The 26,020-nt window shown below is 35.0% G+C and carries 25 protein-coding genes and 1 tRNA gene; 17 read left to right on the forward strand and 9 right to left on the reverse strand.

Annotation, left to right across the window (positions count from 1 at the left end):
* From ACQ65V_RS09100 to ACQ65V_RS09125, 6 genes are all read left to right on the forward strand, one after another.
* Entirely contained in the window at positions 1-1,077 is a 1,077-nt protein-coding gene (locus tag ACQ65V_RS09100) for an ABC transporter permease (RefSeq protein ID WP_430467655.1), read from the forward strand.
* A 31-nt stretch (positions 1,078-1,108) separates the two neighbouring features.
* Complete coding sequence (locus ACQ65V_RS09105; RefSeq protein WP_430467656.1) at positions 1,109-1,603, forward strand: TlpA family protein disulfide reductase; 495 nt, start codon at positions 1,109-1,111, stop codon at positions 1,601-1,603.
* Positions 1,604-1,665: 62 nt separating this feature from the next.
* The gene (gene tpiA, locus ACQ65V_RS09110) at positions 1,666-2,415 is read left to right on the forward strand and encodes a triose-phosphate isomerase (protein ID WP_430467657.1); all 750 of its coding nucleotides are present in this window, start codon (positions 1,666-1,668) and stop codon (positions 2,413-2,415) included.
* Positions 2,416-3,255 carry a 50S ribosomal protein L11 methyltransferase gene (gene prmA, locus ACQ65V_RS09115; protein WP_430467658.1) on the forward strand — a complete coding sequence of 280 codons (840 nt, stop codon included), beginning with the start codon at positions 2,416-2,418 and terminating at the stop codon, positions 3,253-3,255. It begins immediately after the preceding gene.
* A gap of 247 nt (positions 3,256-3,502) precedes the next feature.
* Entirely contained in the window at positions 3,503-4,531 is a 1,029-nt protein-coding gene (locus tag ACQ65V_RS09120; RefSeq protein ID WP_430467659.1) for a M57 family metalloprotease, read from the forward strand.
* Between the two features lie 224 nt (positions 4,532-4,755).
* Positions 4,756-5,031, forward strand: a complete 276-nt coding sequence (locus ACQ65V_RS09125) for an ATP-dependent Clp protease adaptor ClpS (protein WP_430467660.1) — start codon at positions 4,756-4,758, stop codon at positions 5,029-5,031.
* 46 nt (positions 5,032-5,077) lie between these two features.
* Here ACQ65V_RS09125 and ACQ65V_RS09130 read toward each other — a convergent pair whose 3' ends face one another.
* The 5 genes from ACQ65V_RS09130 to ACQ65V_RS09150 all read right to left on the reverse strand — a co-directional run bounded on the left by ACQ65V_RS09130 (position 5,078) and on the right by ACQ65V_RS09150 (position 9,030).
* Positions 5,078-6,484, reverse strand: a complete 1,407-nt coding sequence (locus tag ACQ65V_RS09130) for an MBL fold metallo-hydrolase (protein ID WP_430467661.1) — start codon at positions 6,482-6,484, stop codon at positions 5,078-5,080.
* 73 nt (positions 6,485-6,557) lie between these two features.
* Positions 6,558-7,361: a sulfite exporter TauE/SafE family protein gene (locus ACQ65V_RS09135; RefSeq protein WP_430467662.1), complete on the reverse strand. Its 804-nt coding sequence runs from the start codon at positions 7,359-7,361 to the stop codon at positions 6,558-6,560.
* Positions 7,362-7,778, reverse strand: coding sequence for a DUF6691 family protein (locus tag ACQ65V_RS09140; RefSeq protein WP_430467663.1), 417 nt, complete (start codon positions 7,776-7,778; stop codon positions 7,362-7,364). It lies immediately after the preceding gene.
* 1 nt (position 7,779) lies between these two features.
* Positions 7,780-8,337, reverse strand: a complete 558-nt coding sequence (locus tag ACQ65V_RS09145; protein ID WP_430467664.1) for a YeeE/YedE family protein — start codon at positions 8,335-8,337, stop codon at positions 7,780-7,782.
* A 57-nt stretch (positions 8,338-8,394) separates the two neighbouring features.
* On the reverse strand, positions 8,395-9,030 hold the full coding sequence (locus ACQ65V_RS09150; protein WP_430467665.1) for a Crp/Fnr family transcriptional regulator: 636 nt from the start codon (positions 9,028-9,030) through the stop codon (positions 8,395-8,397).
* An 85-nt stretch (positions 9,031-9,115) separates the two neighbouring features.
* On the opposite strand from ACQ65V_RS09150, the gene ACQ65V_RS09155 reads away from it, so the two are divergent.
* Positions 9,116-9,189: transfer RNA gene (locus ACQ65V_RS09155), tRNA-Arg, on the forward strand.
* A 297-nt stretch (positions 9,190-9,486) separates the two neighbouring features.
* Here ACQ65V_RS09155 and ACQ65V_RS09160 read toward each other — a convergent pair.
* Positions 9,487-9,660, reverse strand: a complete 174-nt coding sequence (locus ACQ65V_RS09160) for an SsrA-binding protein (protein WP_273290959.1) — start codon at positions 9,658-9,660, stop codon at positions 9,487-9,489.
* Positions 9,661-10,269: 609 nt separating this feature from the next.
* Here ACQ65V_RS09160 and ACQ65V_RS09165 point away from each other — a divergent pair.
* Positions 10,270-12,225: an endonuclease gene (locus ACQ65V_RS09165; RefSeq protein WP_430467666.1), complete on the forward strand. Its 1,956-nt coding sequence runs from the start codon at positions 10,270-10,272 to the stop codon at positions 12,223-12,225.
* A gap of 84 nt (positions 12,226-12,309) precedes the next feature.
* Here the strand turns inward: ACQ65V_RS09165 and ACQ65V_RS09170 are convergent, their stop codons facing one another.
* Both ACQ65V_RS09170 and ACQ65V_RS09175 read right to left on the reverse strand, forming a co-directional pair.
* Positions 12,310-14,259 carry a M56 family metallopeptidase gene (locus ACQ65V_RS09170; protein ID WP_162306996.1) on the reverse strand — a complete coding sequence of 650 codons (1,950 nt, stop codon included), beginning with the start codon at positions 14,257-14,259 and terminating at the stop codon, positions 12,310-12,312.
* A 5-nt stretch (positions 14,260-14,264) separates the two neighbouring features.
* Positions 14,265-14,624 (reverse strand): BlaI/MecI/CopY family transcriptional regulator, encoded by a 360-nt coding sequence (locus ACQ65V_RS09175; protein WP_155090271.1) that lies wholly within the window; start codon positions 14,622-14,624, stop codon positions 14,265-14,267.
* A 165-nt stretch (positions 14,625-14,789) separates the two neighbouring features.
* Between ACQ65V_RS09175 and ACQ65V_RS09180 the strand changes: the two genes are divergently transcribed.
* Positions 14,790-15,740: a calcium/sodium antiporter gene (locus ACQ65V_RS09180; RefSeq protein WP_155090272.1), complete on the forward strand. Its 951-nt coding sequence runs from the start codon at positions 14,790-14,792 to the stop codon at positions 15,738-15,740.
* Positions 15,741-15,794: 54 nt separating this feature from the next.
* Here ACQ65V_RS09180 and ACQ65V_RS09185 read toward each other — a convergent pair whose 3' ends face one another.
* On the reverse strand, positions 15,795-16,811 hold the full coding sequence (locus ACQ65V_RS09185) for a glutamine synthetase beta-grasp domain-containing protein (RefSeq protein ID WP_155090273.1): 1,017 nt from the start codon (positions 16,809-16,811) through the stop codon (positions 15,795-15,797).
* Between the two features lie 175 nt (positions 16,812-16,986).
* Here ACQ65V_RS09185 and ACQ65V_RS09190 point away from each other — a divergent pair, with 175 nt between their 5' ends.
* The 8 genes from ACQ65V_RS09190 (at position 16,987) to ACQ65V_RS09225 (ending at position 25,874) form a co-directional block, all read left to right on the forward strand.
* Positions 16,987-19,173, forward strand: coding sequence for a glutamine synthetase III (locus ACQ65V_RS09190; protein ID WP_430467667.1), 2,187 nt, complete (start codon positions 16,987-16,989; stop codon positions 19,171-19,173).
* 225 nt (positions 19,174-19,398) lie between these two features.
* Positions 19,399-19,536, forward strand: a complete 138-nt coding sequence (locus ACQ65V_RS09195; protein ID WP_155090275.1) for a hypothetical protein — start codon at positions 19,399-19,401, stop codon at positions 19,534-19,536.
* A 186-nt stretch (positions 19,537-19,722) separates the two neighbouring features.
* On the forward strand, positions 19,723-20,397 hold the full coding sequence (locus ACQ65V_RS09200) for a Curli production assembly/transport component CsgG (RefSeq protein WP_430467668.1): 675 nt from the start codon (positions 19,723-19,725) through the stop codon (positions 20,395-20,397).
* Positions 20,398-20,443: 46 nt separating this feature from the next.
* Complete coding sequence (locus ACQ65V_RS09205) at positions 20,444-21,622, forward strand: AIR synthase related protein (protein ID WP_430467669.1); 1,179 nt, start codon at positions 20,444-20,446, stop codon at positions 21,620-21,622.
* 14 nt (positions 21,623-21,636) lie between these two features.
* Entirely contained in the window at positions 21,637-22,644 is a 1,008-nt protein-coding gene (locus ACQ65V_RS09210) for a DUF3078 domain-containing protein (RefSeq protein WP_430467670.1), read from the forward strand.
* A 399-nt stretch (positions 22,645-23,043) separates the two neighbouring features.
* Positions 23,044-24,120, forward strand: coding sequence for a peptide chain release factor 1 (gene prfA / locus ACQ65V_RS09215; protein WP_155090279.1), 1,077 nt, complete (start codon positions 23,044-23,046; stop codon positions 24,118-24,120).
* Positions 24,121-24,152: 32 nt separating this feature from the next.
* The gene (gene pyrF / locus ACQ65V_RS09220; RefSeq protein ID WP_430467671.1) at positions 24,153-24,977 is read left to right on the forward strand and encodes an orotidine-5'-phosphate decarboxylase; all 825 of its coding nucleotides are present in this window, start codon (positions 24,153-24,155) and stop codon (positions 24,975-24,977) included.
* Positions 24,978-25,085: 108 nt separating this feature from the next.
* Positions 25,086-25,874, forward strand: a complete 789-nt coding sequence (locus ACQ65V_RS09225; RefSeq protein ID WP_430467672.1) for an ABC transporter substrate-binding protein — start codon at positions 25,086-25,088, stop codon at positions 25,872-25,874.
* Positions 25,875-26,020 lie beyond the last annotated feature (146 nt).

Below are 26,020 nucleotides of genomic sequence, written 5' to 3' on the forward strand. Positions count from 1 at the left end.
TTGATAAAATATCTCGTAAATAAACTATTCTATGCATTCATCACCTTAATTGGTGTGGTTACGGTTATTTTCTTTTTGTTTACAATCCTTCCTGGCGATCCTGCCAAAATGATGCTAGGGCAAAACCAAACTGCTGAGCAGGTTGAAGCTGTAAAGAAAAAGTATGGTTTTGATAAACCATTAGGAACACAGTTTTTATATTACCTTAATGATTTATCGCCAATATCTTTTCATTCTAATAGCTCGGAAGATTATACGCATTTAAGTCCAAACAAATATAATGCTTCAAAACTGTTCAGTTTAGGGAATACCACTACGGTTATTAAAACGCCATATCTAAGGGAGTCTTTTACCAAACAAGGTAAAAAAGTAACCGAAGTCATTGGAGAAACCATTCCCAACACTTTTGTTTTAGCCGTTTCAGCAATCATAATTGCTATTATTATAGGAATTATATTCGGAATTATTTCTGCATTATATAGAGATACATGGATAGATAAGTCCATTCAGGTTTTAAGTACGTTAGGTATGAGTGTACCGTCTTTTTTTAGTGCCATTTTATTTGCATGGTTCTTTGGATTTGTGTTGCATAAATACACTAATCTTGAAATGACAGGGAGTTTATATGAGCTCGATGACTTTGGTGAAAAAATGACCATTCAATGGAAAAACTTAATACTTCCGGCCATAGTTTTAGGTATTCGTCCATTGGCAGTTGTAATTCAGCTGATGCGAAATTCATTATTAGAAGTTATGGGTCAAGAATATATTAGGACAGCAAGAGCCAAGGGTTTAAGTGAATATCAAGTCATAAAAAAACATGCTGTAAAAAATGCATTGAATCCTGTCGTAACGGCAATTTCTGGTTGGTTTGCTTCGATGTTGGCTGGTGCGGTTTTTGTGGAGTATATTTTTGGCTGGAACGGTTTAGGAAAAGAAATCGTAAATGCATTGAATACTCTAGATTTGCCTGTAATTATGGGTGCTGTTTTAGTCATCGCTATAGTATTTATCACCATCAATATTTTAGTTGATGTTATGTATGCATGGCTCGACCCAAGGGTTAAGTTGTCTTAAATCTATCAATTAGAATTAGAATTTGAACTCAATGAAACACATACATGTGAATATTATCTTAATCGTTTTGGTTATGCTATTGGGCTGCAATATGGAAACGCCAACAACATTTTCGGAAGCTGCGATGAATGACACCTTTATTTCTCTAGAAGGTGAATCTGTTCAGTTTAAAGACATAATTAAGCAGTATGAAGGCAAACAAATAGTCATTGATGTTTGGGCAACATGGTGTCGCGATTGTATAGAAGGGATGCCTAAAGTCAAAAAATTACAGAAAAAATTCCCAGATGCAACCTTTCTGTTTCTATCATTGGATAGAAAACAAGAACTTTGGAAAAAAGGAATCGATAGGTTTAAAATTGAAGGAGAACATTACTATATGCAATCGGGTTGGGATGGTCCATTTGGTGATTTTTTAGACCTCGATTGGATTCCAAGGTATATGGTTGTGGATACTGAAGGAAACATCAAACTATTCAAAGCCATAGAAGCAGACGACAAAAACATCATAGAAGTATTAAAATAATTACTTTTGTTTATTCCAAGGAGTAGCTTAGAACCGCATTTAAATTAACAATTTTCATTATTATGAGAAAACATATTGTAGCCGGAAACTGGAAAATGAATAATCAACTATCAGAAACCAAAGCTCTGATCACCGATTTAAAGCAACAAACCCAAACTTCTGATGCCGAGGTGATGATAGCGCCAACATTTACAAACTTATGGCACGCTTTTGAAGCTTTGAGGCAAGAGGATATAGAGGTGATTGCTCAGAATATGCATTTTGCAGAAAATGGTGCCTATACAGGTGAAGTGAGTGCAAGTATGCTGAAAAGTGTAGGCATTCAAACCGTCATTTTAGGACATAGTGAACGTCGAGCTTACTTTAATGAAACGGATGAGTCTTTGGCAAAAAAAGTTGATGCCGCACTAAATAATGAAATGCGAGTGATTTTTTGTTTTGGTGAAGAATTAGCAGATCGTAAAGCGGGAAAAGAGGAGGCAGTCGTTGAGAGCCAAATAAAAAACGCACTGTTTCATTTGGGAGCCGATGCTTTTAAGAACATTGTTCTAGCTTATGAACCTGTTTGGGCTATTGGGACAGGAGAAACTGCAACTCCAGACCAAGCACAAGATATGCATGCTTTTATTAGAAAAACGCTAGCTGATAAATATGGTAATGATGTCGCTAACTCAGTTTCTATTCTTTATGGAGGAAGTGTTAAACCAAACAATGCAAAGGAGATTTTTTCTAAGCCAGATGTAGATGGTGGTTTAATCGGAGGAGCTTCACTCAAAGCAGAGGATTTTTACGCAATTGTAAATGCGTTTTAAATGTCTAACACCATCTACATAGGCTACGATTTTAAAGTCGAACCACTACAACCAGCAACGGAAATCCTGATTGCAGAATTAGGTTATGCAGGTTTTGAAAGTTTTGTTGAAAACAATTCTGGTGTAACGGCCTACATTCAAAAAGAGGATTGGAATAAGAATATTCTCGATGATATCCATATTTTAAATTCTAATGAGTTTAAGATCACATACGAGTTCAATGAAATAGAACAAACCAACTGGAACGCAGAATGGGAAAAGAACTTTAAGCCCATCGTTGTTGATGATTTGGTAACGGTAAGAGCGCCTTTTCATGACAAGCCAAACACCAAATATGATTTAATAATCGAACCAAAAATGAGTTTTGGCACTGGACATCATGAAACTACGCACATGATGATTCAGCATATCTTGAAAAATGATTTTAAAGACAAATCGGTTTTGGATATGGGTTGCGGAACTGGTGTTTTGGCAATTTTGGCTGAAAAAGTTGGAGCCACCAAATTAGATGCTGTTGATATTGATAATTGGTGTTATGTTAATAGCTTAGAAAATGTAGAGCGCAACCAATGTGAAAATATTTCAGTACATGAAGGAGATGTTTCCTTTCTCCAGAATCAAAAATATGACTGTATTATTGCAAACATCAATAGAAATATCTTACTCCAAGATATACCTGCTTATGCAAAAAGTTTGAATAAAAACGGGAAACTTTTCTTAAGTGGTTTTTACGAAGATGATTTAGAACTTATTACCCAAAAATGCCTCGAAAATAATTTAATTTTCGAAGATAAAACTCTTAAAAACAGATGGATAGCTGCTCAGTTTAAAATTGAATAATTCTTAATTTATTACATTATTTTTTAAGTAATCCTCAATATTTTGTGTTAATTTAACATAAAAATATAAAAAAGTGTGGTTTTTCCGTAATCTAAGTTTCTCTTTTCTACGTATATTTATACAAATAATATTATTTTAATTGTAGCAGATTTTCTGTTGATACATCGATACGTATCGACCCAGATTTACCTATGCAATTGTTTACGTAAACGTATAAAACAATTCAACTAATTTAAACATTTTAAAAATGAAAAAACCATTAAAATATTTAGCAATTGCCTTTTCAGTTTTTACACTGGTATTTACAGCTTGTGAAAAGGACGATAATATCGATGACACTTCTAATTTTCAAGAAGATATGATCATTAATATGAATAATTTAGATAACAGAACCTTAGTTACAGATACCGACCTGCTCGAAGCCATATCGGCTTTGGATATTGATGCTGGTATTGTGTCTAGAGGCGATTTTCATTTACCTGATGGTACAATAGAAGAACGCATTTATATAGGCAGCGATATCACTTTTACATTTGAAGACCTTAATGATTTAATTGGTGGTGGTGCTGAAGGGCGCCAATATAGTACCTATAATCTTGTAGAGGGAGCTTATCTTACCATTGATATTTTAGGATATACAGGTGGTAGTCAAGCTTTAACTAGTAAGGCTCGCACAGCTTTGCAGTATGCGGTAGACAACTACAACAATCTTAATACAACTCTACAATTTAACCTAACCTTTGGTACCAATCATCAAGCAGCGGATATGGTAGTTTATGACAACACGGTTAATAATCCTAATGGTACTGGAGGTGTAGCAGGGTTTCCTAATTCAAGTGGGCAGCCACATAAGTATATTCAGATTTATGGTATAGAGCAGTTTTCAACTAATGTGAACGAGCATGTGATTACACATGAAATTGGTCACTCGGTTGGTTTCCGTCATTCAGATTGGTTTGACCGTGCAAGTTGTGGTTCTTATAATAACGAAGGACAAGGTTCTAATGGCGCAGTGCACATACCAGGTACTCCAACAGGTACGGACGTTACATCGATTATGCAGGCATGTTTTTCTACTAGTGCAGATGGTGAATTTAATGGAAATGATATCACAGCATTAGAATATCTATATTCACAATCAACCTCTGGTCCATGTGATGGAGTGGCTGCGTGGAATAGTGGTACAAGTTACAGTCCTGGTGATCGCGTAACTTATAATGGAAGTTTGTACGAACGAACTTCTAGTGGATGGAATTATCTCGGTCCTTGTAACTAAGTAGTTAGAACAATACTTTTTGTCACCAAATTATTAATGGGTTGCTTACTAGTAAGTAACCCATTTTTTATTGGTAGAATTTCAAATTAAAACAAAGTCCTGTCATGGAGTTCTTACAAGTTATGTTTAAAATTGAAGTTTTAACATTTCAATTATGTCTATATAGTATTCTTTTTCGTTTTTAAATTGAATTTTTTTTAAATTAGCTTAAATACCTAATCCCAATGGGCATAAAAGAAAAACAATCCGAAGAACTACTTCTCGAAGAAGACATATTAAAACAAAATGAAATCGTTTTATTCAATGATGATGTCAATACCTTTGATCATGTCATTGATACCCTAATTTATGCTTGCGACCATGTGCCAGAACAAGCAGAGCAATGTGCCATTATTGTACATTATAAAGGAAAGTGTACGGTAAAAACAGGCTCTTATGATGATTTAAAACCACGTTGTTCTAAACTTCTTCAAGCTGGTTTAAGTGCTGAAATTGTATAAAAAAAGGTTGCATTTGCAACCTTTTTATTTTTGTGTTGTTATCAAATTACAAAGTCGAAGGGCAAACAAAATCCGTTGTTGGTAAATCCGTTTTCTTAATGGCACCAAAACCACCAGCGATATCAACAAGTTTGTCAAATCCTCTTGCTTTTAAAATCGATGCTGCAATTACAGAACGATATCCGCCAGCACAGTGAATATAGTACGTTTTGTCCTTAGAGACTTCATTCATTTTTTCATTGATAAAGTCCAGCGAGAGATGTTGTGCATTTTCTAAATGCATAGATTGGTATTCCCCATCTTTTCGTACATCTAGGATGTTGATGTCATTTTCTTTTGCTCTATCTGCAAATTCGTCGGCTGTTATGGACTCTAGGGTTTCAATGTCTTTTCCGGCAGCTTTCCATGCTTCAATGCCACCTTCTAGATAACCTAAAGTATTGTCATAACCCACACGAGATAATCGCGTTACGGCTTCAGCTGATTTGCCCTCTGGTACAACCAACACTATTGGTTGTTTTATGTCTGTAATCAGTGCACCAACCCAAGGAGCAAAAGAACCGTTGAGACCAATAAAAATTGAATTTGGGATATGGCCTTTTACAAATTCGCCCTGTGGTCTTACGTCTAAAACCAAAGCAGATTCATGATTTGCCATAGCTTCAAATTCTTCTGGGTTTAAAGGAATATCACCTGTTTTTAAAACAGTGTCAAAAGCATCATAGCCTACCTTGTTCATCATGGCATTTTTTGCAAAATACTGAGGTGGAGGTGCAATACCATCAAGCACTTCTTTTATGAATTCTTCCTTGCTCATGTCCTCTCTTAAAGCGTAGTTGGTTTTCTTTTGCTCTCCTAAAACGCCAACAGTTTCTTTGCTTAGGTTTTTACCACACGCAGAACCGGCTCCATGCGCTGGGTAAACAATAACGTCATCAGCCAAAGGCATAATTTTATGTCGCAGCGAATCATAAAGCATTCCTGCCAAATCTTCTTTTGTAACATCAGATTTTATGGCTAAATCTGGTCTTCCTACATCTCCTAAAAACAAAGTATCACCAGAAAATATAGCGTGGTCTTTACCGTTTTCGTCTTTCAATAAATAGGTGGTTGACTCTAAAGTGTGTCCAGGCGTGTGTAATACTTTTATGGTAAGTTTTCCTATTTTTAATTCTTCACCATCTTTAGCTGAGTGAATATCGTACTCAGTAGAGGCTCCAGGTCCAAAAACTATGGTTGCACCAGTTTTCTTTGCTAAATCGACGTGGCCAGACACAAAATCAGCGTGGAAATGTGTTTCTAGTATGTATTTTATTTTTGCATTATTCGCTTTTGCTTTGTCTATATATTGTTGCGTTTCTCGTAATGGATCAATTATTGCAACTTCACCATCAGATTCAATATAATATGCACCTTGTGCAAGACATCCTGTATATAATTGTTCTATTTTCATATCTGTTGTTTTTTTTGAATAGTACAAAGTTACAAAACTTCACACCTCTGTTTGTGACATTTATTACACAGCTTTAAAATAACTCTTTGTATATAATATAGATAGCCATTATAAGTGTAAAATAACCAAATCCTTTTTTGAGTTTTTTACCACTAATAAATTTTGAAAGGTAAACTCCTAAAACTATTCCTATAATAGATATCGCGGTAAAGAGTAGAAGGAAATTCCAATCGATGTCTATATTTGGAATATCGCCAAGGAATCCAATTAAGGATTTTACAGCAATAATTAAAAGTGAAGTGCCCACTGCTTTTTTCATGGGCAACTTAGCTAAAAGTACTAATGCAGGAATGATTAAAAAACCACCACCAGCACCAACCAAGCCTGTAAGTATACCTACTACAAGTCCTTCTGCGGCAATGAGTGGATAATTAAATGATTGTGTATCGTTAACAGTATCGGTTAATTCTTTACGCTTGTTTCTTATCATGGAAAAGCTTGCAAGTAACATTATCACTGCAAACAAAACCATAATAAATATAGAATTGGTAACAACAAAATCTCCGATACTAAGTACTTCCTCTGGAATCATCTGTACTAAATAGCGTCTGGTAAGATATACAGCTATAAAAGCTGGTACGGCAAAAATGACCGCCGTTTTTACATCCACCAATCCCTTTTTAAAATTTTGAAATGCCCCAATTATAGACGTTACTCCTACCACAAAAAGGGAATAAGCTGTAGCTACAATAGGGTTCAGCCCAATAAGGTATACTAAAATAGGTACAGTCAAAATAGATCCTCCACCACCAATTAAGCCCAATACAAGCCCAACCACCAATGCACCAAAATATCCTAATATTTCAATAAGTTCCATTTAGTGTGGTAGTTTGTCTTTTAGTAAGCCGTAAACATAAGTACCTAATATTGCAGCGGCTATAACGATTAATATTGAAAATACACCTGTACCAATTAGGATATACATTGGTCCTGGGCATGCACCAGCTAAAGCCCATCCTAACCCAAAAATGGTGCCTCCTATAATATATCTTGAAAACCCTTTCTGTTTTAAGGGGACTTTTAAAGTTGAACCCTCTATTGTTTTTATCCTTTTATATTTTGAAACCAATAGTAATATAACACCAGTTGCAACCGCAGTGCCAATGATGCCGTACATATGAAAAGACTGAAACTTAAACATTTCAAAAATGCGGTACCATGAAACGGCTTCAGACTTTACCAGTACAATTCCGAATAAAATGCCGACTAAAAAAAACTTTATATAATTTCTCATTTTAAAATAGTATTGGATAGATGAAATGAATCATAATTAAACCTCCTATGAAAAAGCCAACCACAGCAATAAGCGAGGGTAACTGTAAACTGCTTAGGCCTGTAATGGCATGGCCAGAGGTGCAGCCACCTGCATAACGCGTGCCAAACCCAACTAGAAAACCGCCAATGATAAGTATCAAAAAGCCTTTAATGGTAAAGACCGCATCCCAACTGAATAATTCTGGTGGTAACAGACTTTTTCCTGCATTTTCAAAACCAAGTGCTTCTAAATCTTGAATTGTATTTTGGCTCAAATCAATGTTGGTTGTGTTGGACAATAAAAAATGTGCAATAAAACCGCCAAGAATAGCACCAAGCACCACGACTAAATTCCAACGTTGGCTTTTCCAATCAAACTTAAAGAACTCTACTTTTTTACCAGCTCCACCAATGGCACAGAGCGTTCTGAGGTTAGATGACATGCCGAATGTTCTTCCGAAGTAGAGGAGAAGAAACATAACAAGGGCTATTAAGGGCCCAGATACGTACCAAGGCCAAGGTTGTAATATATATTCCATAGTATTATTTTGAAGCAAAAATAGAGTTCTGTAGCTTAGTCAATGTTACAAAAGTTACTAAAAGTCTAAAACCGTAATTCTATTTCTACCGAGTTCAATTCTTTTTTCCTTTTCCAATTGTTTCAAAAGCCTAGAAATTACTACTCTAGAAGTATGCAAATCTTCAGCAATTTCTTGATGTGTTACTTTTAAAGTTTTGGAAGCCGTCAACTTAACTTGATCTTTGAGGTATTTATGAACGCGTTTATCCATTTTCATGAAAGCTAAAGTATCAATGGTCTCAAGCATTTCATCAAATCGAATCTGATAGCTCATCAAAATAAAGTTACGCCAGCTTTCATTGGTGTTAAACCACAATTTCATATTATCAATAGGTATCATTAATACCGAGACATCTTCATCTGCAACGGCTCTAATCTTACTTTTGGCTTTAGCCATGCAGCAAGTCAATGACATAGCGCATGTGTCACCACTTTCGAGAACGTAGAGTAGCAATTCATTTCCATCTCTATCTTCGCGTAGTACCTTTATGTTGCCATCTATTAAAAGTGGTATATAGTTGAGGTTTTGGCCAATATCTATAATGATATCATGTTTCTTAAAAGTTTTGAGCACTGCAACACTTGCAATTTGCTCGAGAATATGTGCATCGAATAAGTAATGAAAGGGTTGGAGTAATTCTTTGGTAACCATGATTCAAAAATAAGGATTACAATTTTGAAATAAATAGTTTGGTTGTTTTTTAATAAATGTCTTATATTTGCACCCACTTAAAAACGGCCTCGTGGCGCAACTGAATAGCGCATCTGATTACGGCTCAGAAGGTTACAGGTTTGAATCCTGTCGAGGTCACGAATAAATACTACAAACAAAAAAACGCCAAGCTCGCTTGAGCGTTTTTTTGTTTGTAGTATTTTCAAAGCGGAACACAAAGGATGCGCCAGCAATCCTTTTGTTTCGATTTGCATAAGAAAGATTCATTGAACGCCAAGCTCGCTTGAGCGTTTTTTTGTTTGTTCAAGGTTTTCAATGCGGAAGTATCGGTAGATACTATTGCCGGATACAAGGTGTTCAGTTGAGATATTATCAATTCAATAAATCAACGATTTGAATTAACTAAAGAAAATGTCAAAAATATTTTTTCAAGGCTCACCAATCGGTAGTCTTTTTTTCATCTAGCGCATTCATAGTAACATATGCACGCCAGCCTATAATAGCAAGCTGTAGTTTAGTTGCTTTGCTAAGGTCTAATTGCTTTTTGGTGTAACTTGGAAGAATCGCCTTATTGGCTTTTGCGATAAGCTTAAAGAAAGATTTTCTCATGTTGTCGATTGGATTGCAAAAGCCGCTTGATGCTTTTGCGAGTTGTCAATTACTGACAAAAATAGTAAAACTTATTCTAGAACTAAGTTCTACTTTTTAATTGGTTGTTGGTTTGGTTGGTTTTAATTTAGAATACTGAAAAAATAATGTCAATAATCAATTTTGCTAATGTCATCATAATTTTTGGGTTTAGAGGTTAATAATTGTTTTCATTTTTTTGATTGAGTTTTCAATATATATAGGCAACAAATAATTCTCCAAATGTTTTCATAAAAATCGATGAAATTGCATTTATATTTATAAGTTAAATGATTGTATTTATTATAATTAATTGTGACTTACCTTCAATTAAGTTATAACTTATAATTAAAAAATGTTATTTGTATTATAAAATATAATATTTGAAGGGTGTTTTTTGAATGAATTTTTAAAACGTAGAGGCATTTCATCTTAAAAACACTCTTTTTTTAACTTTTCATGTTTTGTTGGTTTAATTGAACTGACAGATGTCATAGTATTTCTGAACATAATTTTGTATTTACTTTTTACTATTTTGGGTTTTAACATTTAGGCAACATATAACTGCTATCTTTGTCAAAAATTTGAAATATGAAAAGGTTTTTTCTTTTATCTCTGCTGTTACCACTTTTCGGATGGTCTCAAGTTTTGGTAATAAACGAGCTAGATCCGGATTCCCCAAGCACAGATGATAAAGAGTTTATTGAATTAAAGTCGCAAACACCAAATTTTTCTACTGATAGTTATATTCTAGTATTTTTTAACGGCTCGAGTAGTGGAGGAGATTCTAGTTATATGGTCATAGATTTGAATGGTTATACAACAGACAATAATGGGTTGTTGGTAATAGGAAGTGAAGGTGTATCACCTTTTCCACAAGTTCTGATTGCTGAAAACGTAATTCAAAATGGCGCGGATGCTATAGGTATTTACCAGGCTTCTGTTAATGATTTTCCTGAAGGTACATTGGCGACACAAACAAACCTAATTGATGCTTTGGTTTATGATACTAACGATGCTGATGATAATGACTTAATGATGCTTATGGGTGAAACTATGCAGTATAATGACAATGGTACAAATGCTAACCCAAGATCTATTCAGCGTTTTGTTGATGGTATGGGAATGGAAACCTATTCTACGGCGACACCAACACCAAGGCGCGAAAATGATGGTTCAGGGATTCCTATTAATCCAGTTGCAATCTCTGTGGAACAGACCCAGTATGATGAAGGTGCAAGTTTTGATATCACGTTCACTTCAGAGACCAATGTCACTTCAGATTTAGATTTTACCATGAGCTTAAACAATTTTGGTTTTAATACTTCTGATTATACAGGAAATACAATTCTTACCATTCCTAATGGAGGAAATTCGACAAGCACCACAATTAATTTAATAGATGATGCAGATGATGAAGGTGACGAAGTTATCCAAATTCAATTTGTGGATTTGGTGGAGCCGATTGTGGCGTCGAATAATTTTGTTGAGGTTAGGGTAGTGGATAACGATTTTACCATGGCTGCTTGGGGAACTCCTGTGAACCCTACAACAGGAATTGTACAAAGTACACAGCCAGAAGGTTATTACGATAGTTTGGACGGATTGGCTGATGCAGCTCTAAGACAAGCCTTGCAAGATATTATTGCAGACCCTACTACAGTAAGGGCGCAGACCTATGCAGATGTTATAGATATATTATTGGAGGCTGATCAGAATCCAGAAAACAGTAATCAGGTTTGGTTGCTTTATACGGAAGAAGGCAGAGCCAAATTGGATTTGCAAACCAGTAGTAGCAACGCAGGTAAATGGAATAGGGAACATACTTTTCCAAGATCGAGAGGCGGTTTTTTTGATATAGAAGAAGATGAAATAGCTGATGGTATTGATGTTTTTTGGACAACTGAAGCCGACTCGCTTCGTCATGGCAATTCAGATGCACATGCTTTGAGAGCTGCAGATGCTGCGGAGAATAGTACACGTGGTAATCAGCACTATGGAGAATACGTTGGGCCATCGGGAACTTTGGGTAGTTTTAGAGGAGATGTGGCAAGAAGTGTGTTGTACATGGAAATTCGATACAATGGATTGGAAGTGGTGAATGGCTTCCCAAATACGACAGGGCAATTAGGTGACTTGGCAACACTATTGGACTGGCACAGAAACGATCCTCCAGACGATTTTGAAATGAACAGAAATAACATTGTTTTTAATTGGCAAAAAAATAGAAATCCGTTTATAGATCAACCGCTTTTGGTGGAATATATTTGGGGAACTAATGTCGGTGATACGTGGGATCAGTCATTAAGTATTGATGATAACGAACGCTCTAAAATATCTGTATATCCTAACCCTACAAATGGAAGGCTTTATATATCGGGATTGCATAATGTTGATAGAGTAGAGGTGTTTTCTGTTGAAGGAAAACGTTTAATGTATTTCAACACAGTAACTAATTATATAGACATAGACATAGCATCTGGTTTATATCTAGTAAAACTGATTAGCAATAACCGCTCTGTAATTAAGAAAGTAATTAAAGAATAAAACGAAACATTGTTTTAATAGAAAAAGCCAAACTGCATATAACAGTTTGGCTTTTTCAGTTTTGATTGATTGATGAAATTATGTTTAGTTCTTTTTGGTTTTTACTATTATCACGCCGTCTTTTCCTTTATCGCCATATTTTTCTAGAGCATTTTTGTCCTTTAAGACTGTAACGGATTCAATTTCCTTAGCATTTAAGTCTTTAAACTTTTCTCTTGAAACCTCTTTACCATCGACAATAAATAAAGGGCTCTTGCCGTTATCGCCAGAAATAAAAACATTGTTATCGCTGTCATCTAATTCGATAACAAAAGTATCTTCTGTGCCATCGGTCTTGGTAACCCAAACATTTTTCTTTTTCCCATTGGCAGTATTTATTTTTTCACCATTAACAATAATAGTTTCCTTTTTATCGTCTCCATCTTCATCTACAATAATTTCGATGATTTCGCCATCTTCGTCACCAGATATTACTCGTACATCTTTAGACTGCTTTATTTTCTTTAGCTTACCTTTTTTACCACGTTTTTTAACAATGACTTTTGCTTCGTGCTCATGATCTTCATCATGTTTAGGGTCTTCGTGTACGTGCTCTTCGTGTTCGTCGTCAGATATTACAAAAACATTGTTTCCACTTCCGGTTTTGTGGATTTTATGCTTCCCATCGGATTTAGTTTCATAAACATAAGTGTTGTGACCATGTTTAGCGTGGCCATTACCTATTGAAATGCTATTATTCTCTTCGTCAAATACAATCTTAATAGGTTCAATAGCTTCATCATCTGAGCTAATCTGATAATTAGTACTTGATTTTTTAGACTTGGCATCAATCTTTATAGCTGTTATTTCTCCCTTATTATTGCGTTTTACACCTTTGAATTTAATAGTTAAGCCTTCTTTTTTTAGAGTCTCTTTTATTTTATCTAATTCAGAATCCGTTGTGTTTTTGTCAATAATAGTAATAGATATATCACCTAGTGTTTTCGATTTGTTTTTAACAGCTTTCGTTGTAGTTGGTGCTGTTAATCTATTTTGATTCTTCTTTGGTACATTAGCTTTATTGGAAGCAATAGCTTTGTTGCTATTGTCAAAGCTGATGTTGTTGTAGAAATCATTTAACTGAGAAGAGGCTTCATTCTGTGCAGTATTGCTCAGATTTGCTGGGTCTTCAACTTCTATTAAAATTTCCTTAGTATTAAAACTCATTAGGAAAAGTGCTAATGCTGGAAGTATCAATGCATATTTCCAGGCATTTAATCTGTTTGATTTTGATTTGTGTAACATAATTATTCTTTTTTTGATTTGTGAATTATAAAAAGTATTGGTAATCAAGAGTTTGTTTTTTGGAACACTTGATTTTAATAATACGAGTTGATAGCTTTTTTCGCATTCCGAAAAATTTTGTGCTTTATCATCTGCGATAAATTCTAAATTTTGCTCTATTTCTTTTTTGTAAAGCCAAATAAATGGGTTGAACCAAAATACTACACAAGCCAATTGCGTTAGCATAATATCAACAGAGTGCAGTTCTTTGGCGTGGGCTTTTTCATGATTTAATATGTGCTCTAACTCTTCATTAGAGTATTTGTTTGGGTTATAAACTATCCAATTAAAAAATGAAAAAGGCGGAATGTCGTTATCAGTTTCTATCAATATATATGAGCCATTTTTAAAATAGCTATGCCTGTTAAAAAGTAATTTAAGCGAAGCCAGTTCCATCAACAGTTTGCTAAGAAAAAATGCAACGCCTATACCATAGATTATAAATGAAAGTTGTAACCAATCAAATGTAGTTGCGTTTTTGGATATGCCTTGTTCTTCAGTCCCAATATCAAAAGTTGCTGAAGCTTCGACAAGCACAGGAGTATATTCTATATAAATAGGTATGATAACGAGCGGAAGGGCAATAGCAGTAACTAAACCTGTTATAAGATAGAGACGATTGGTTTGAAAGAAGGTCTCTCGCTGTAGCATTAATTTATAAAAAAGGTAAAATATGAAAACTACGGCCGATGCTTTTAATAAATATTCCATAGTCATTATTTTTTATTTTCAATTAATTCTATAATTTCCTTAAGCTCGTCAACACTTATTTTCTCTTCTTTAGCAAAGAAAGAAACCACATTTTTATATGAGCTATTAAAATAATGGTCAATCGCAGTGTTCATAAATCTTTTTTTGTAATCTTCCTTAGATACAATTGGGTAGTACTGATGTGTTTTTCCAAATGCATTGTAGCTCACATATCCTTTGTCCTCTAGATTTCTAATAATCGTGGATAGGGTGTTGTAGTGAGGTTTATCGTCTTTAATTTCTGAAAGTACATCCTTTACAAAGGCTTTTTCTAACCTCCACAGAATGTGCATAATCTCCTCTTCCTTATTTGTTAGTTTTTGCATTGACTAATTAAATTTCATTGTAGTGAATTCAAATATAACTATTTTTGTAGTTATGTAACTAAAATAGTAGTTATTTAACGAAATTTTTAGTTTTTTCTTGCTTTAATAATGAAATGTTATCTTCGCGACTCTAATAAAAGAGGTGATTAAATAATTAATTGATACATGAGCGTATTCCTTGTTATAGCTGGTTTAGCATTGTTGGTCATTGGTGGTGATTTTTTGGTAAGGGCTTCGGTTGGCTTGTCTTTTAAGCTAAAGATTTCAAAACTCGTTATTGGTATGACAGTTGTGTCTTTTGCCACGTCTGCACCAGAACTTTTGGTGAGTTTACAAGCGGCCTTTGATGGTATTTCTGATATTGCCTTGGGTAATGTTATCGGTTCTAATATTGCTAATATTGGTTTGGTTTTAGGGATTACAGCAATCATTTCACCGTTGACAGTGGATAGGGACTTTTACAAGTACAATTGGCCTATGATGATGCTGGCTTCCTTTGTGCTGTATTACTTTTTGAAGAATGACCAAGTGTTAACGGCAATTGAAGGTGCTATAATGTTTACTTCGTTGATTATGTTTCTTTTTCTTTTAATTAGAAGCTCGAGAAAATTAACTAAAGCCAAATTAGATGAAATCGATGATGGGCTTGCCGTTGTGTCAAATTTTAAAATCGTAATGTGGCTTATAATTGGTGCAACTGGCTTGTACTATGGCTCTGAATGGCTGGTAGAAGGCGCTAAACGATTAGCGGCAGCTGTAGGAATTAGTGATTATGCTATATCTGTAACGGTAATAGCAATAGGTACGAGCGTACCGGAATTAGCAGCATCTGTTATTGCGGCTTTAAAGAAGGAAAAAGCTATTTCGTTAGGGAATTTAATCGGATCTAATATTTTCAATATCGCTTCGGTCTTAGGTTTAACGGCTATTGTAAAACCTATCGTTGTTAATCCTCAAACGCCAGAAATATTATCAACAAATATTTTTTGGATGATCGCATTTGCGGCTGTCCTGGTGCCTTTGATGCTGATTCCAAAGCAATTTATAATTAGCCGATATAAAGGGATGTTGTTGTTTGGGGCTTATCTTGTTTTTATATATATAACACTGCAATAAAAAAAAAGCCTGCTAAAAAGCAGGCTTCTTAATTATATATTGAATTGACAAGACTTAAACATCAGCACTTTTTACAGTTTTGATAATTCTACCTGCAATTTTATACGGATCGCCATTAGAAGCAGGCCTTCTGTCTTCTAACCAACCTTTCCAGCCTTTTTCAACTGTAATAATTGGAATACGGATAGAAGCTCCTCTGTCTGAGATGCCATAACTAAAATCGTGAATAGATGCCGTTTCATGTAAACCAGTTAAACGTTGGTCGTTAAACTCACCGTAAACTTCAATATGCTCTTTTACGACAGGTCTAAAAGCTTCACAGATTTTTTCATAAACTTCTTGACTTCCGCAAGTTCTTAACGTTGTGTTAGAGAAATTAGCGTGCATACCTGAGCCATTCCAGTCCATATCCTTACCTAAAGGTTTAGGGTGGTATTCTATATAGTAGCCATATTGTTCAGTTAGTCTGTCTAACAAATATCTGGCAACCCAGATTTCGTCACCTGCTTTTTTGGCACCTTTTGCAAATAATTGAAATTCCCATTGACCAGAAGCAACCTCTTGATTGATACCTTCAAAGTTTAGTCCTGCAGCAATACAAAGGTCTGCATGCTCCTCAACTAAATCTCTTCCGTGAGTGTTTTTCCCACCAACAGAGCAATAGTACATTCCTTGAGGTGCAGGATAGCCTCCAATAGGAAAGCCTAAAGGTAATTGTGTCTGAGTGTCCATAATAAAGTACTCTTGCTCAAAGCCGAACCAGAAATCATTATCATTATCATCAATGGTTGCTCTACCGTTAGACTCATGTGGTGTTCCGTCTGCATTTAGAACTTCAGTCATTACTAAATAACCATTTTTTCTTGCAGGATCAGGATAAATAGCAACAGGCTTTAATAAGCAATCTGAAGATCCACCTTCAGCTTGTCTCGTTGAACTCCCATCAAAAGACCAGATTTCGCAATCTTCTAGTTTTCCACTAAAGTCTTCTACTACTTTAGTTTTACTTCTCATGTTTTGAGTAGGCTTATAACCATCAAGCCAGATATACTCTAATTTAGATTTACTCATCGTAATAATATTTAACAAATTGACACTGCAAATATTGTGTTTTTTTTCAATAGGTCAAAAAAAATAGGGGTTTTTAGATGAAATGTTATTAATAATTGTTGACAACCCTATTTTTAGTAGGGTATATTTCTTAAATATTTAATAATTCTTATTTTTGCATCAAATAAATAAGAATATGTCAACACTAAGATTTAATGCAGTAAAAGAATCCTTAAAAAGAAAACCTCTTAAGGTAAAGGAATACAAACGTCGTTCAGAGGTCTTCGGCTCTAATGTTTTTAATGAGACAGCAATGCGTCAATATTTGACCAAAGATGCTTTATCTGGAATTCTAGAGGCTGTTGAGAAAGGTAAGAAGATAGATCGTGTAGTAGCTGATCATATTTCCACAGGAATGAAAGAATGGGCAATCTCAAAAGGTGCAACACACTACACACATTGGTTTCAACCTTTAACCGGAGCAACGGCAGAAAAACACGATGCTTTCTTTGAAACTATCGGAGATGGTATGGCGATTGAAAAATTTGGTGGAGGGCAATTGGTACAACAAGAACCTGACGCATCCAGTTTTCCACATGGTGGCATAAGAAATACGTTTGAAGCTAGAGGATATACAGCTTGGGACCCAACATCACCTGCTTTTATATATGGTACAACATTATGTATCCCAACAGTTTTTGTGGCTTATACAGGTGAAGCCTTGGATTATAAAACACCATTGTTACGAGCACTTCAGGCCGTGGATAATGCAGCGGTTGATGTTTGTAAGTACTTTGATAAGAATGTAAAAAAGGTAAATGCGTCTCTAGGTTGGGAACAAGAATACTTCTTAATAGATAATGCACTTGCAGCATCACGACCAGATATTGTACTGACAGGTAGAACACTTTTGGGCCATTCGCCAGCGAAAGGTCAACAGCTCGATGACCATTATTTTAGTACCATACCAAATAGGGCCATGTCGTATATGCGCGATTTGGAAAACGAATGTATGCTTCTGGGCATTCCTGTAAAGACAAGACATAATGAAGTGGCTCCAAATCAATTTGAACTCGCTCCTATATATGAGGAAGCGAATTTAGCGGTAGACCATAACTCGTTGTTAATGGATGTAATGCACAAAGTTGCCGAACGTCATAGTCTAAAGGTATTGATGCACGAAAAGCCTTTTGCAGGTGTCAATGGGTCTGGTAAACATAATAATTGGAGTCTGAGTACAGATACTGGAGTAAACCTGTTATCACCAGGGAAAACACCAATGAGTAATCTTCAGTTTTTGACTTTTTTCATTAATACCATTAAGGCAGTTCAAACTCATGAAGAATTGTTGAGGGCAGCAATTGCGTCTGCAAGTAACGACCATAGGTTGGGTGCAAATGAAGCTCCACCTGCTATTATATCTGTATTCATAGGCGCACAATTGACAAAAGTTCTCGAGGAACTGAAAACCGTTACCAAAGGTAAATTATCTCCACAAGAGAAAACGGATTTAAAACTGAACGTGGTTGGTAAAATTCCTGAGATATTGTTAGATAATACCGATAGAAATAGAACCTCACCTTTTGCCTTTACTGGTAATAAATTCGAATTTAGAGCTGTTGGCTCAACGGCTAACTGTGCTAATCCTATGACTGTTTTAAATACAATTGTTGCAAAACAATTGATAGATTTTAAAGCTGAAGTCGATGCCTTGATTGATAAAAAGACCATGAAAAAGGATGACGCTATTTTTAACGTGCTGAGAGAGTATATTAAAACATCAAAGAGCATTCTTTTTGAAGGTAATGGGTATAGTGAAGAATGGGAAAAGGAAGCTAAAAAGCGTGGTTTGAGTAATAATAAAACCACTCCTGAAGCTCTAAAAGTAAAGGTGGCTAAACCATCTCTTGAACTTTTTGAGAACATGGGAGTTATGAATAAGGTTGAGGCGCAGGCACGTTACGAGATTGAAATGGAAGAATATATTCTTCACATTCAAATTGAAAGTAGGGTTCTTGGTGATATTGCCAGAAATCATGTGGTGCCGACTGCCGTCAGATATCAAAACATATTGATTGAAAACGTCACAGGGCTTAAGACCATTTATGGCTCTAAATTTAAGGACTTTGCAAAGGAGCAACTCGCATTGATTGAACAAATTTCGGAGCATATTGAAGCTATAAATTCATTGGTAACCAAAATGACAGATGAAAGAAGATCATTGAATAAGCAAACCAATATTGAAAAGAAAGCCAATGGCTATAGTTTAAAGGTGAAATCCTTATTTGATGAAATTAGATATCATAGTGATAAATTAGAACTTATGATTGATGATGAGCTGTGGCCATTGACAAAATATAGAGAGCTCTTGTTTACCAAATAGCAGATTATTGCTATAAAGTGTTAATGAAGTCATAATTATATCTTAACACATACGTAATAATACGTAGTTGAATAAGTTTTAAATTATAGGTTTTGTGCAGTTCGTCGATTGCATCTGCCTAATTGTCGAAAAGCCTATGTATTGTTGTTAAAAAACAGTGATTCTGCATCTTTACAAAGAGTAAATTTAGTATGTTTGTAGTGCTATTAATCAATATTTGTAAAAATGAAGAAGTTACTACTCAGTGTAGCTATTCTTGTGGGCGCGACATTAATTCTTTCTCAGGATAATTCTGAAAACATAAAAGATGTTGTCAAAGATGAGGTTGTAAATGTTCAGCCAGAGCTACAGACGGAATCTTAAAATTTAAGATAATACTAAAAGGCAAAATTGCCAATTTAGAATATAATAGGATAAAACCAGCTTGTTTGGTTTTATCCTATTTTATTAGCTAAATATTAGATTTTTTTATGTTTTGACTAATAATTTTCTATATTGCGCAGCCCCATAATCTTAAATGACGTAGGCTTATTTACTAACTAAGGTTATATGATTACAAAATATAAATACGTTTTTCTGATAGTAGTTTTGGCTGTTTTTGGACTCGATTTTACGAACGCCCAAGAACAAAAGGAGGAAGGGAAGAAAGACAATGAGAAATTATATAGGCAACTAGAGTTTTTTAACTTAAGAGGCACTAATGCGGTTGATATGGCTGTTGGCGCATCCCTTATCACTGGTGATTTCCCTCAACCAGAAGTTGATATTTACTTCAAAATAGGCTACAAACGCTTCATCACTGAGCAAATAGGAATTAGCTTTACTTACAATAAATACAATCTGGCATTTAACGATACCTTCCATCAAGGGTTTATGTCTTTTGATTTAAATCTCGAATATTTAATAAGCCCATATACTAGTATCAGTCCTTTTATTTATGGTGGCTATGGTTATAATGCCGACAATGATTTTGAGACTACTGGTGCTAAAGTACAAGGCGGTTTGGGTATTGAGTTTGTGCCATTTGAAAAAGTTGGTATAAAATTATTTGGGGAATACAACTACGTAATGTCCAACGAAGCCAATCCTATTATAATGGAAGAAAGTAACATTAGTTTTTTTAGAGCTGGAATAGGAGTAAATCTTTATTTTGGTGGTGGAAAGAAGAAAGAAAAGCTTCTCGAAGAAGTGGATACAGTTATTAAATCAAATTATATCAAATAATAAATATCAATTCTTACTTTTGCAGTACCAAGTATAAAATTCTTCAATGGGTAATTCGGTAAGCAAAAGATATGCACAGAGAGGCGTTTCAGCCTCTAAAGAAGATGTGCACAATGCCATAAAAAATATAGACAAGGGCTTATTTCCTAAAGCCTTTTGTAAAATAGTTCCAGATTATTTAACCAATGACGACAAGTATTGTCTTATAATGCACGCTGATGGTGCTGGTACAAAGTCTTCGTTGGCGTATATGTATTGGAAAGAAACCAGAGATATTTCCGTATGGAAAGGTATTGCCCAAGACGCCTTGATTATGAATATTGATGATTTACTTTGTGTTGGTGCAGTTGATAATATTATGTTGTCATCAACCATAGGAAGAAATAAAAATTTAATTCCAGGAGAGGTTATTTCTGCGATTATAAACGGTACAGAGGAATTAATTGAAGATTTAAAAAACTTCGGAGTTACAATTCATTCTACTGGTGGTGAAACTGCAGATGTTGGTGATTTGGTAAGAACAATAATTGTAGATTCTACTGTGACTGCGCGTATGAAGCGTAGTGATGTTATTGATAATGCTAATATTTCTGAAGGTGATGTTATCGTAGGATTAGAATCTTTCGGACAAGCCACATACGAAACCGAATATAATGGAGGTATGGGGAGCAATGGCTTAACGTCTGCAAGACATGATGTGTTTTCAAAATACTTGGCCAAAAAATATCCTGAAAGCTTTGATGCAGCCGTACCAGAAGACTTAGTGTATTCAGGAAATACAAAACTTACAGACTCAGTTGAGGATTCCCCAATTGATGCAGGCAAATTGGTATTATCACCAACAAGGACTTATGCACCTATCATAAAGGCTATATTAAATAAATATAAAAGTGATTCCATTCACGGAATGATTCACTGTAGCGGTGGTGCACAGACAAAGATTCTTCATTTTATAGACAATCTTCATATTGTAAAAGATAATATGTTCAGTATTCCTCCGTTGTTCAAACTAATACAAGAACAATCAAAAACCGACTGGAAAGAAATGTATCAAGTATTTAATTGTGGTCATCGTATGGAGCTCTATGTAAAACCAGATATAGCTGAGGACATCATCGCTATTTCAAAATCCTTTAATGTCAATGCAAAGGTCATTGGTAGAGTAGAAACTTCAAAAACAAAACAACTTACCATTAAAAGCGAATACGGTACGTTTTCCTATTAAAATAAATTTTTGGCATGCATAGTTATTTTAAATACCTACTAACGGTATGCATCATCTTTGTTTCAACTATAGTATCGGCACAACCAGATTCCTTATTCTTTAAAAAGAAAACGAATGCAGACATACAATTGGGTTGGCGTACTAAAAAAGAAGCCGGACTTTACCTTAACCAAGTTTCTTTTACCAACTGGAATGCTGGTGGTACCAATTCCATTTCCGGAATCATAAGCGGAAAGGCATCAGCAAAATACAAACAAGAAAAATATTTTTGGAATTCGTCTATCAATATGCGCTATGGTTTAAACAAGCAAGAAGGCGAATCCGTTTTTAAAACTGAGGATGTCATTGAGGTCATTTCCAACTTCGGACTCGAAAAAGACCCTCAAAGCAATTGGTTTTATTCAGCTAGGTTTAGTTTTAATACACAATTCTCAAATGGATTTAACTATCCGAATAGAGATGAGCCAATTTCAAGATTTATGGCACCAGGCTATATGTTTCTTGGTTTAGGTATGGAATATGGAAGGCATATTGAGCGTATGTCCTTTTACGCCTCACCATTTACGTTAAAAACGACATTTGTATTAGATGACGATTTGGCCAACAGAGGAGCATTTGGTGTAGATCCTGCAATCTATGATATGGAGGGTAATATTCTTCAAAATGGACAAAAGATAAGAAGGGAGTTGGGCATATTACTGACCAATCAGTTTGAGGAAGAATTGTTCGAAAATATAAAAGTGAATAGCTTATTACGACTCTATACGGATTACCTTAACAGTTTCGGAAATATTGATATTGATTGGGAACTGAACGTAGATATGAAAGTAAATCAATATGTTAAAGCTACATTTGGGTCCCATCTACGATATGACAATGACATTAAAAATAAAGTTGAGATCAACGAAATGACCAATGAGGAAATTTTAATTGAAGGGCCAAGGCTACAATGGAAACAAATTCTTGGTGTAGGTGTTGTTGTGGATTTAGACAATATTATTGGTGTAGTCAGTAAGTCTTAGATAAATCCTTTTATAAGAAGTAAAAAAGTGCAGGTGATGACACTATCCAAAATAAAAATAGTGCCAAAAAACTTCAGATTAGAAACGCCTCTAATTCTATAGAACTTTAAACGTTGCCTTAGCTTTCTGTCACTGATCATTATCCACAATAAAAAAACCAAAAACAATTTAGTGCAGAGCGCTAATATTAATTCAGGATTAATAATAGTAATAGCCAAGGTCACTAAAAATGACCATAAAGCAAGCGGCTTGTAATAGTTTAGTATGGACCTTAACTGCCTAAGCATATATTATACAACGCTAAAACAATTAAAAATATTTTCTTAAATCTGTACAAAATACAGTTCCAATAAAATCCATAAAAAATCGTACTTTTGAAATTCAATTTTTTGAAGATAGATGTTAGAGAAAATACAGATTGTAAAACAGCGATTCGATGAGGTCAATGACCTTATTATTCAACCTGATATTATATCAGATCAACAGCGTTATACTAAGCTGATGAAAGAATATAAAGATCTTAAGCTCATTGTAGATAAAGGAGAAGCTTATAAAGAAGCTTTGGAAAATCTTTCAGAAGCCGAAGAAATTATTGCTGATGGTTCTGATGATGAAATGGTAGAAATGGCAAAAATGCAACTCGAAGAAGCCAAGGAATCTATAGAGAAATTAGAAGAAGAGATTCGTTTTATGCTAATACCAAAAGACCCAGATGATGCTAAAAATGTGGTGGTAGAAGTACGTGCAGGAACAGGTGGAGACGAAGCCAGTATTTTTGCAGGTGATTTGTTTAGAATGTATTCAAAATACTGTAGTGATAAAGGCTGGAAGGTCGATGTAGTATCTCAAAGCGATGGTACCTCTGGCGGATTTAAAGAAATTATATTTGAAGTTTCTGGTGAAGATGTGTATGGAACTTTAAAGTTTGAAGCGGGTGTTCATCGCGTACAACGTGTACCGCAAACCGAAACTCAAGGTCGTGTGCATACTAGTGCAGCAACCGTTATGGTATTACCAGAAGCAGAAGAAATTGATTTTGAACTCGATATGACCGAAGTACGTATAGAGCGTACAACATCAACAGGTCCAGGAGGTCAGTCGGTAAATACTACATATTCAGCAATTAAGTTGCACCACGAGCCAACAGGTATGATTGTGAGCTGCCAAGATCAAAAATCATCACATAAAAATTTAGAGAAAGCTTTAAAGGTTTTACGATCGCGTTTGTACGAAAGAGAGCTCGAAAAGCAACGGGAAGAAGATTCTGCTAAACGAAAAAGTATGGTGAGTTCTGGAGATAGAAGTGCTAAAATTAGAACTTATAATTATGCTCAAGGACGTGTTACGGACCATAGAATCGGATTAACTCTTTATGATTTATCAAATATCATTGATGGCGATATTCAGAAAATAATAGACGAATTAATGCTGGCTGAAAACACAGAGTTGTTAAAAGCTAGTGATGATGTAATTTAAATACAAGCCTCTTTATGAGGCTTTTTTTATAAATGACTACACAACAACTAACAAATCAAATCAAAAAAAAGCAATCCTTCCTCTGTATAGGATTGGATGTCGACTTAAATAAAATCCCTAAATACTTACTAAAAGTAGAAGATCCAATCTTCGCTTTTAATAAAGCCATTATTGATGCAACACATCACCTCTGTGTGGCTTACAAGCCCAATACAGCATTTTATGAGGCTTATGGACTTAAAGGCTGGAAAGCCTTAGAAAAGACGATTAACTATCTTAATGAAAATCATCCAGAAATATACACCATTGCAGATGCAAAACGAGGCGATATTGGTAATACAAGTACTATGTACGCCAAAGCCTTTTTTGAGGATTTAGGATTTGATAGCGTCACCGTAGCACCATATATGGGTAAAGATTCAGTAGAACCTTTTTTAGCTTTTGAAGATAAACATACCATACTTTTAGCATTGACTTCTAATCAAGGAGCATTCGATTTTCAGACTAAGTCCGTGGACGGAATAGAATTATACAAACAAGTTTTAGAAACCTCAAAAACTTGGAAGAGTTCAGAAAACTTAATGTATGTTGTTGGCGCGACCAAGGCAGAGTATTTAGCCAATATTCGTAAAATTGTTCCAGATAGTTTTTTATTGGTGCCAGGTGTTGGAGCACAAGGAGGAAATCTTCAAGACGTCTGTAAATATGGAATGAATGATTCCATTGGGTTATTGATAAACTCTTCACGCGGTATTATTTACGCCTCCCATGAAGAAGACTTTGCATTAGCGGCTGCGAAAAAAGCTAAAGAATTACAATCACAGATGGAAGCCGAATTGAAACATCATTCCAAATGATAATTAGACTGTCATCGCGAGAAGCGAAGCGACGTGGCAATCTCGTAAAATATAACTATAATTAAAAGGCCTGTCTACCAATAGGCAGATTGCTTCATTTTTTTCGCAATGCCATATATCGACCAACTCAATAGAAAACTTCAAATAACTGAAACACCAAAACGAATCATCTCGTTAGTGCCTTCCCAAACAGAATTGTTGGTCGATTTAGGTTTAGAAGCTTCAATCGTCGGTATTACCAAGTTTTGTGTTCACCCAGAACACCTCAAAAAAACCAAAACAGTTGTAGGTGGTACAAAGCAAATCAATATCGAAAAAATAAAAGCGCTCAAGCCAGATATTATTCTTTGTAATAAAGAAGAGAATACTAAAGAAATAATTGATGAGTTAGCGCCTATAGCACCAATACATATTAGTGATATCTATAATCTTGAAGACTGTTTTGAGCTCATTGAAATGTATGGTAGTATATTTAAAGTAGAGGCTAAAGCATCTGAAATTATTACCAAGATTAAAAACGACCGTAAGCAATTTCAAGAAAAAATAACGGTTAAACAGCGACCCAAAGTTGCATACTTTATCTGGAAGAACCCTTGGATGGTTTCAGCTTCAAATACATTTATTGACAATATGCTTTGTGAGGCGGGTTTTAAGAATGTTTTTGAAAATGATCAGCGCTATCCAGAAATAGAACTGAGCAACTCAAAATTAAAAGAAGCTGATATTATTTTTCTTTCGAGTGAGCCTTTTCCTTTTAAAGATGAACATATTATTGAACTACAATCTCGTTTTCCTCAACAGACAATAAAAATTGTAGATGGTGAGATGTTTTCCTGGTATGGAAGTCGGTTGCAACATGCTTTCAAATATTTTGAATCCCTACATATTACGATATAAAAAAGTCGGTACCTAACTAAAATACCGACCTTTACCTAACTAACTTGTGTAATCTCTTTTAAGACTTACTCTCTTTTGCGTTACAAAGATGCTGACATTCTTTGTAATCAATGTTATGTTAATATTAGCTTATAATTAAATGTAGT

Source organism: Winogradskyella ouciana (genome assembly GCF_965284585.1).
GTDB classification, from domain to species: Bacteria; Bacteroidota; Bacteroidia; order Flavobacteriales; family Flavobacteriaceae; genus Winogradskyella; species Winogradskyella ouciana.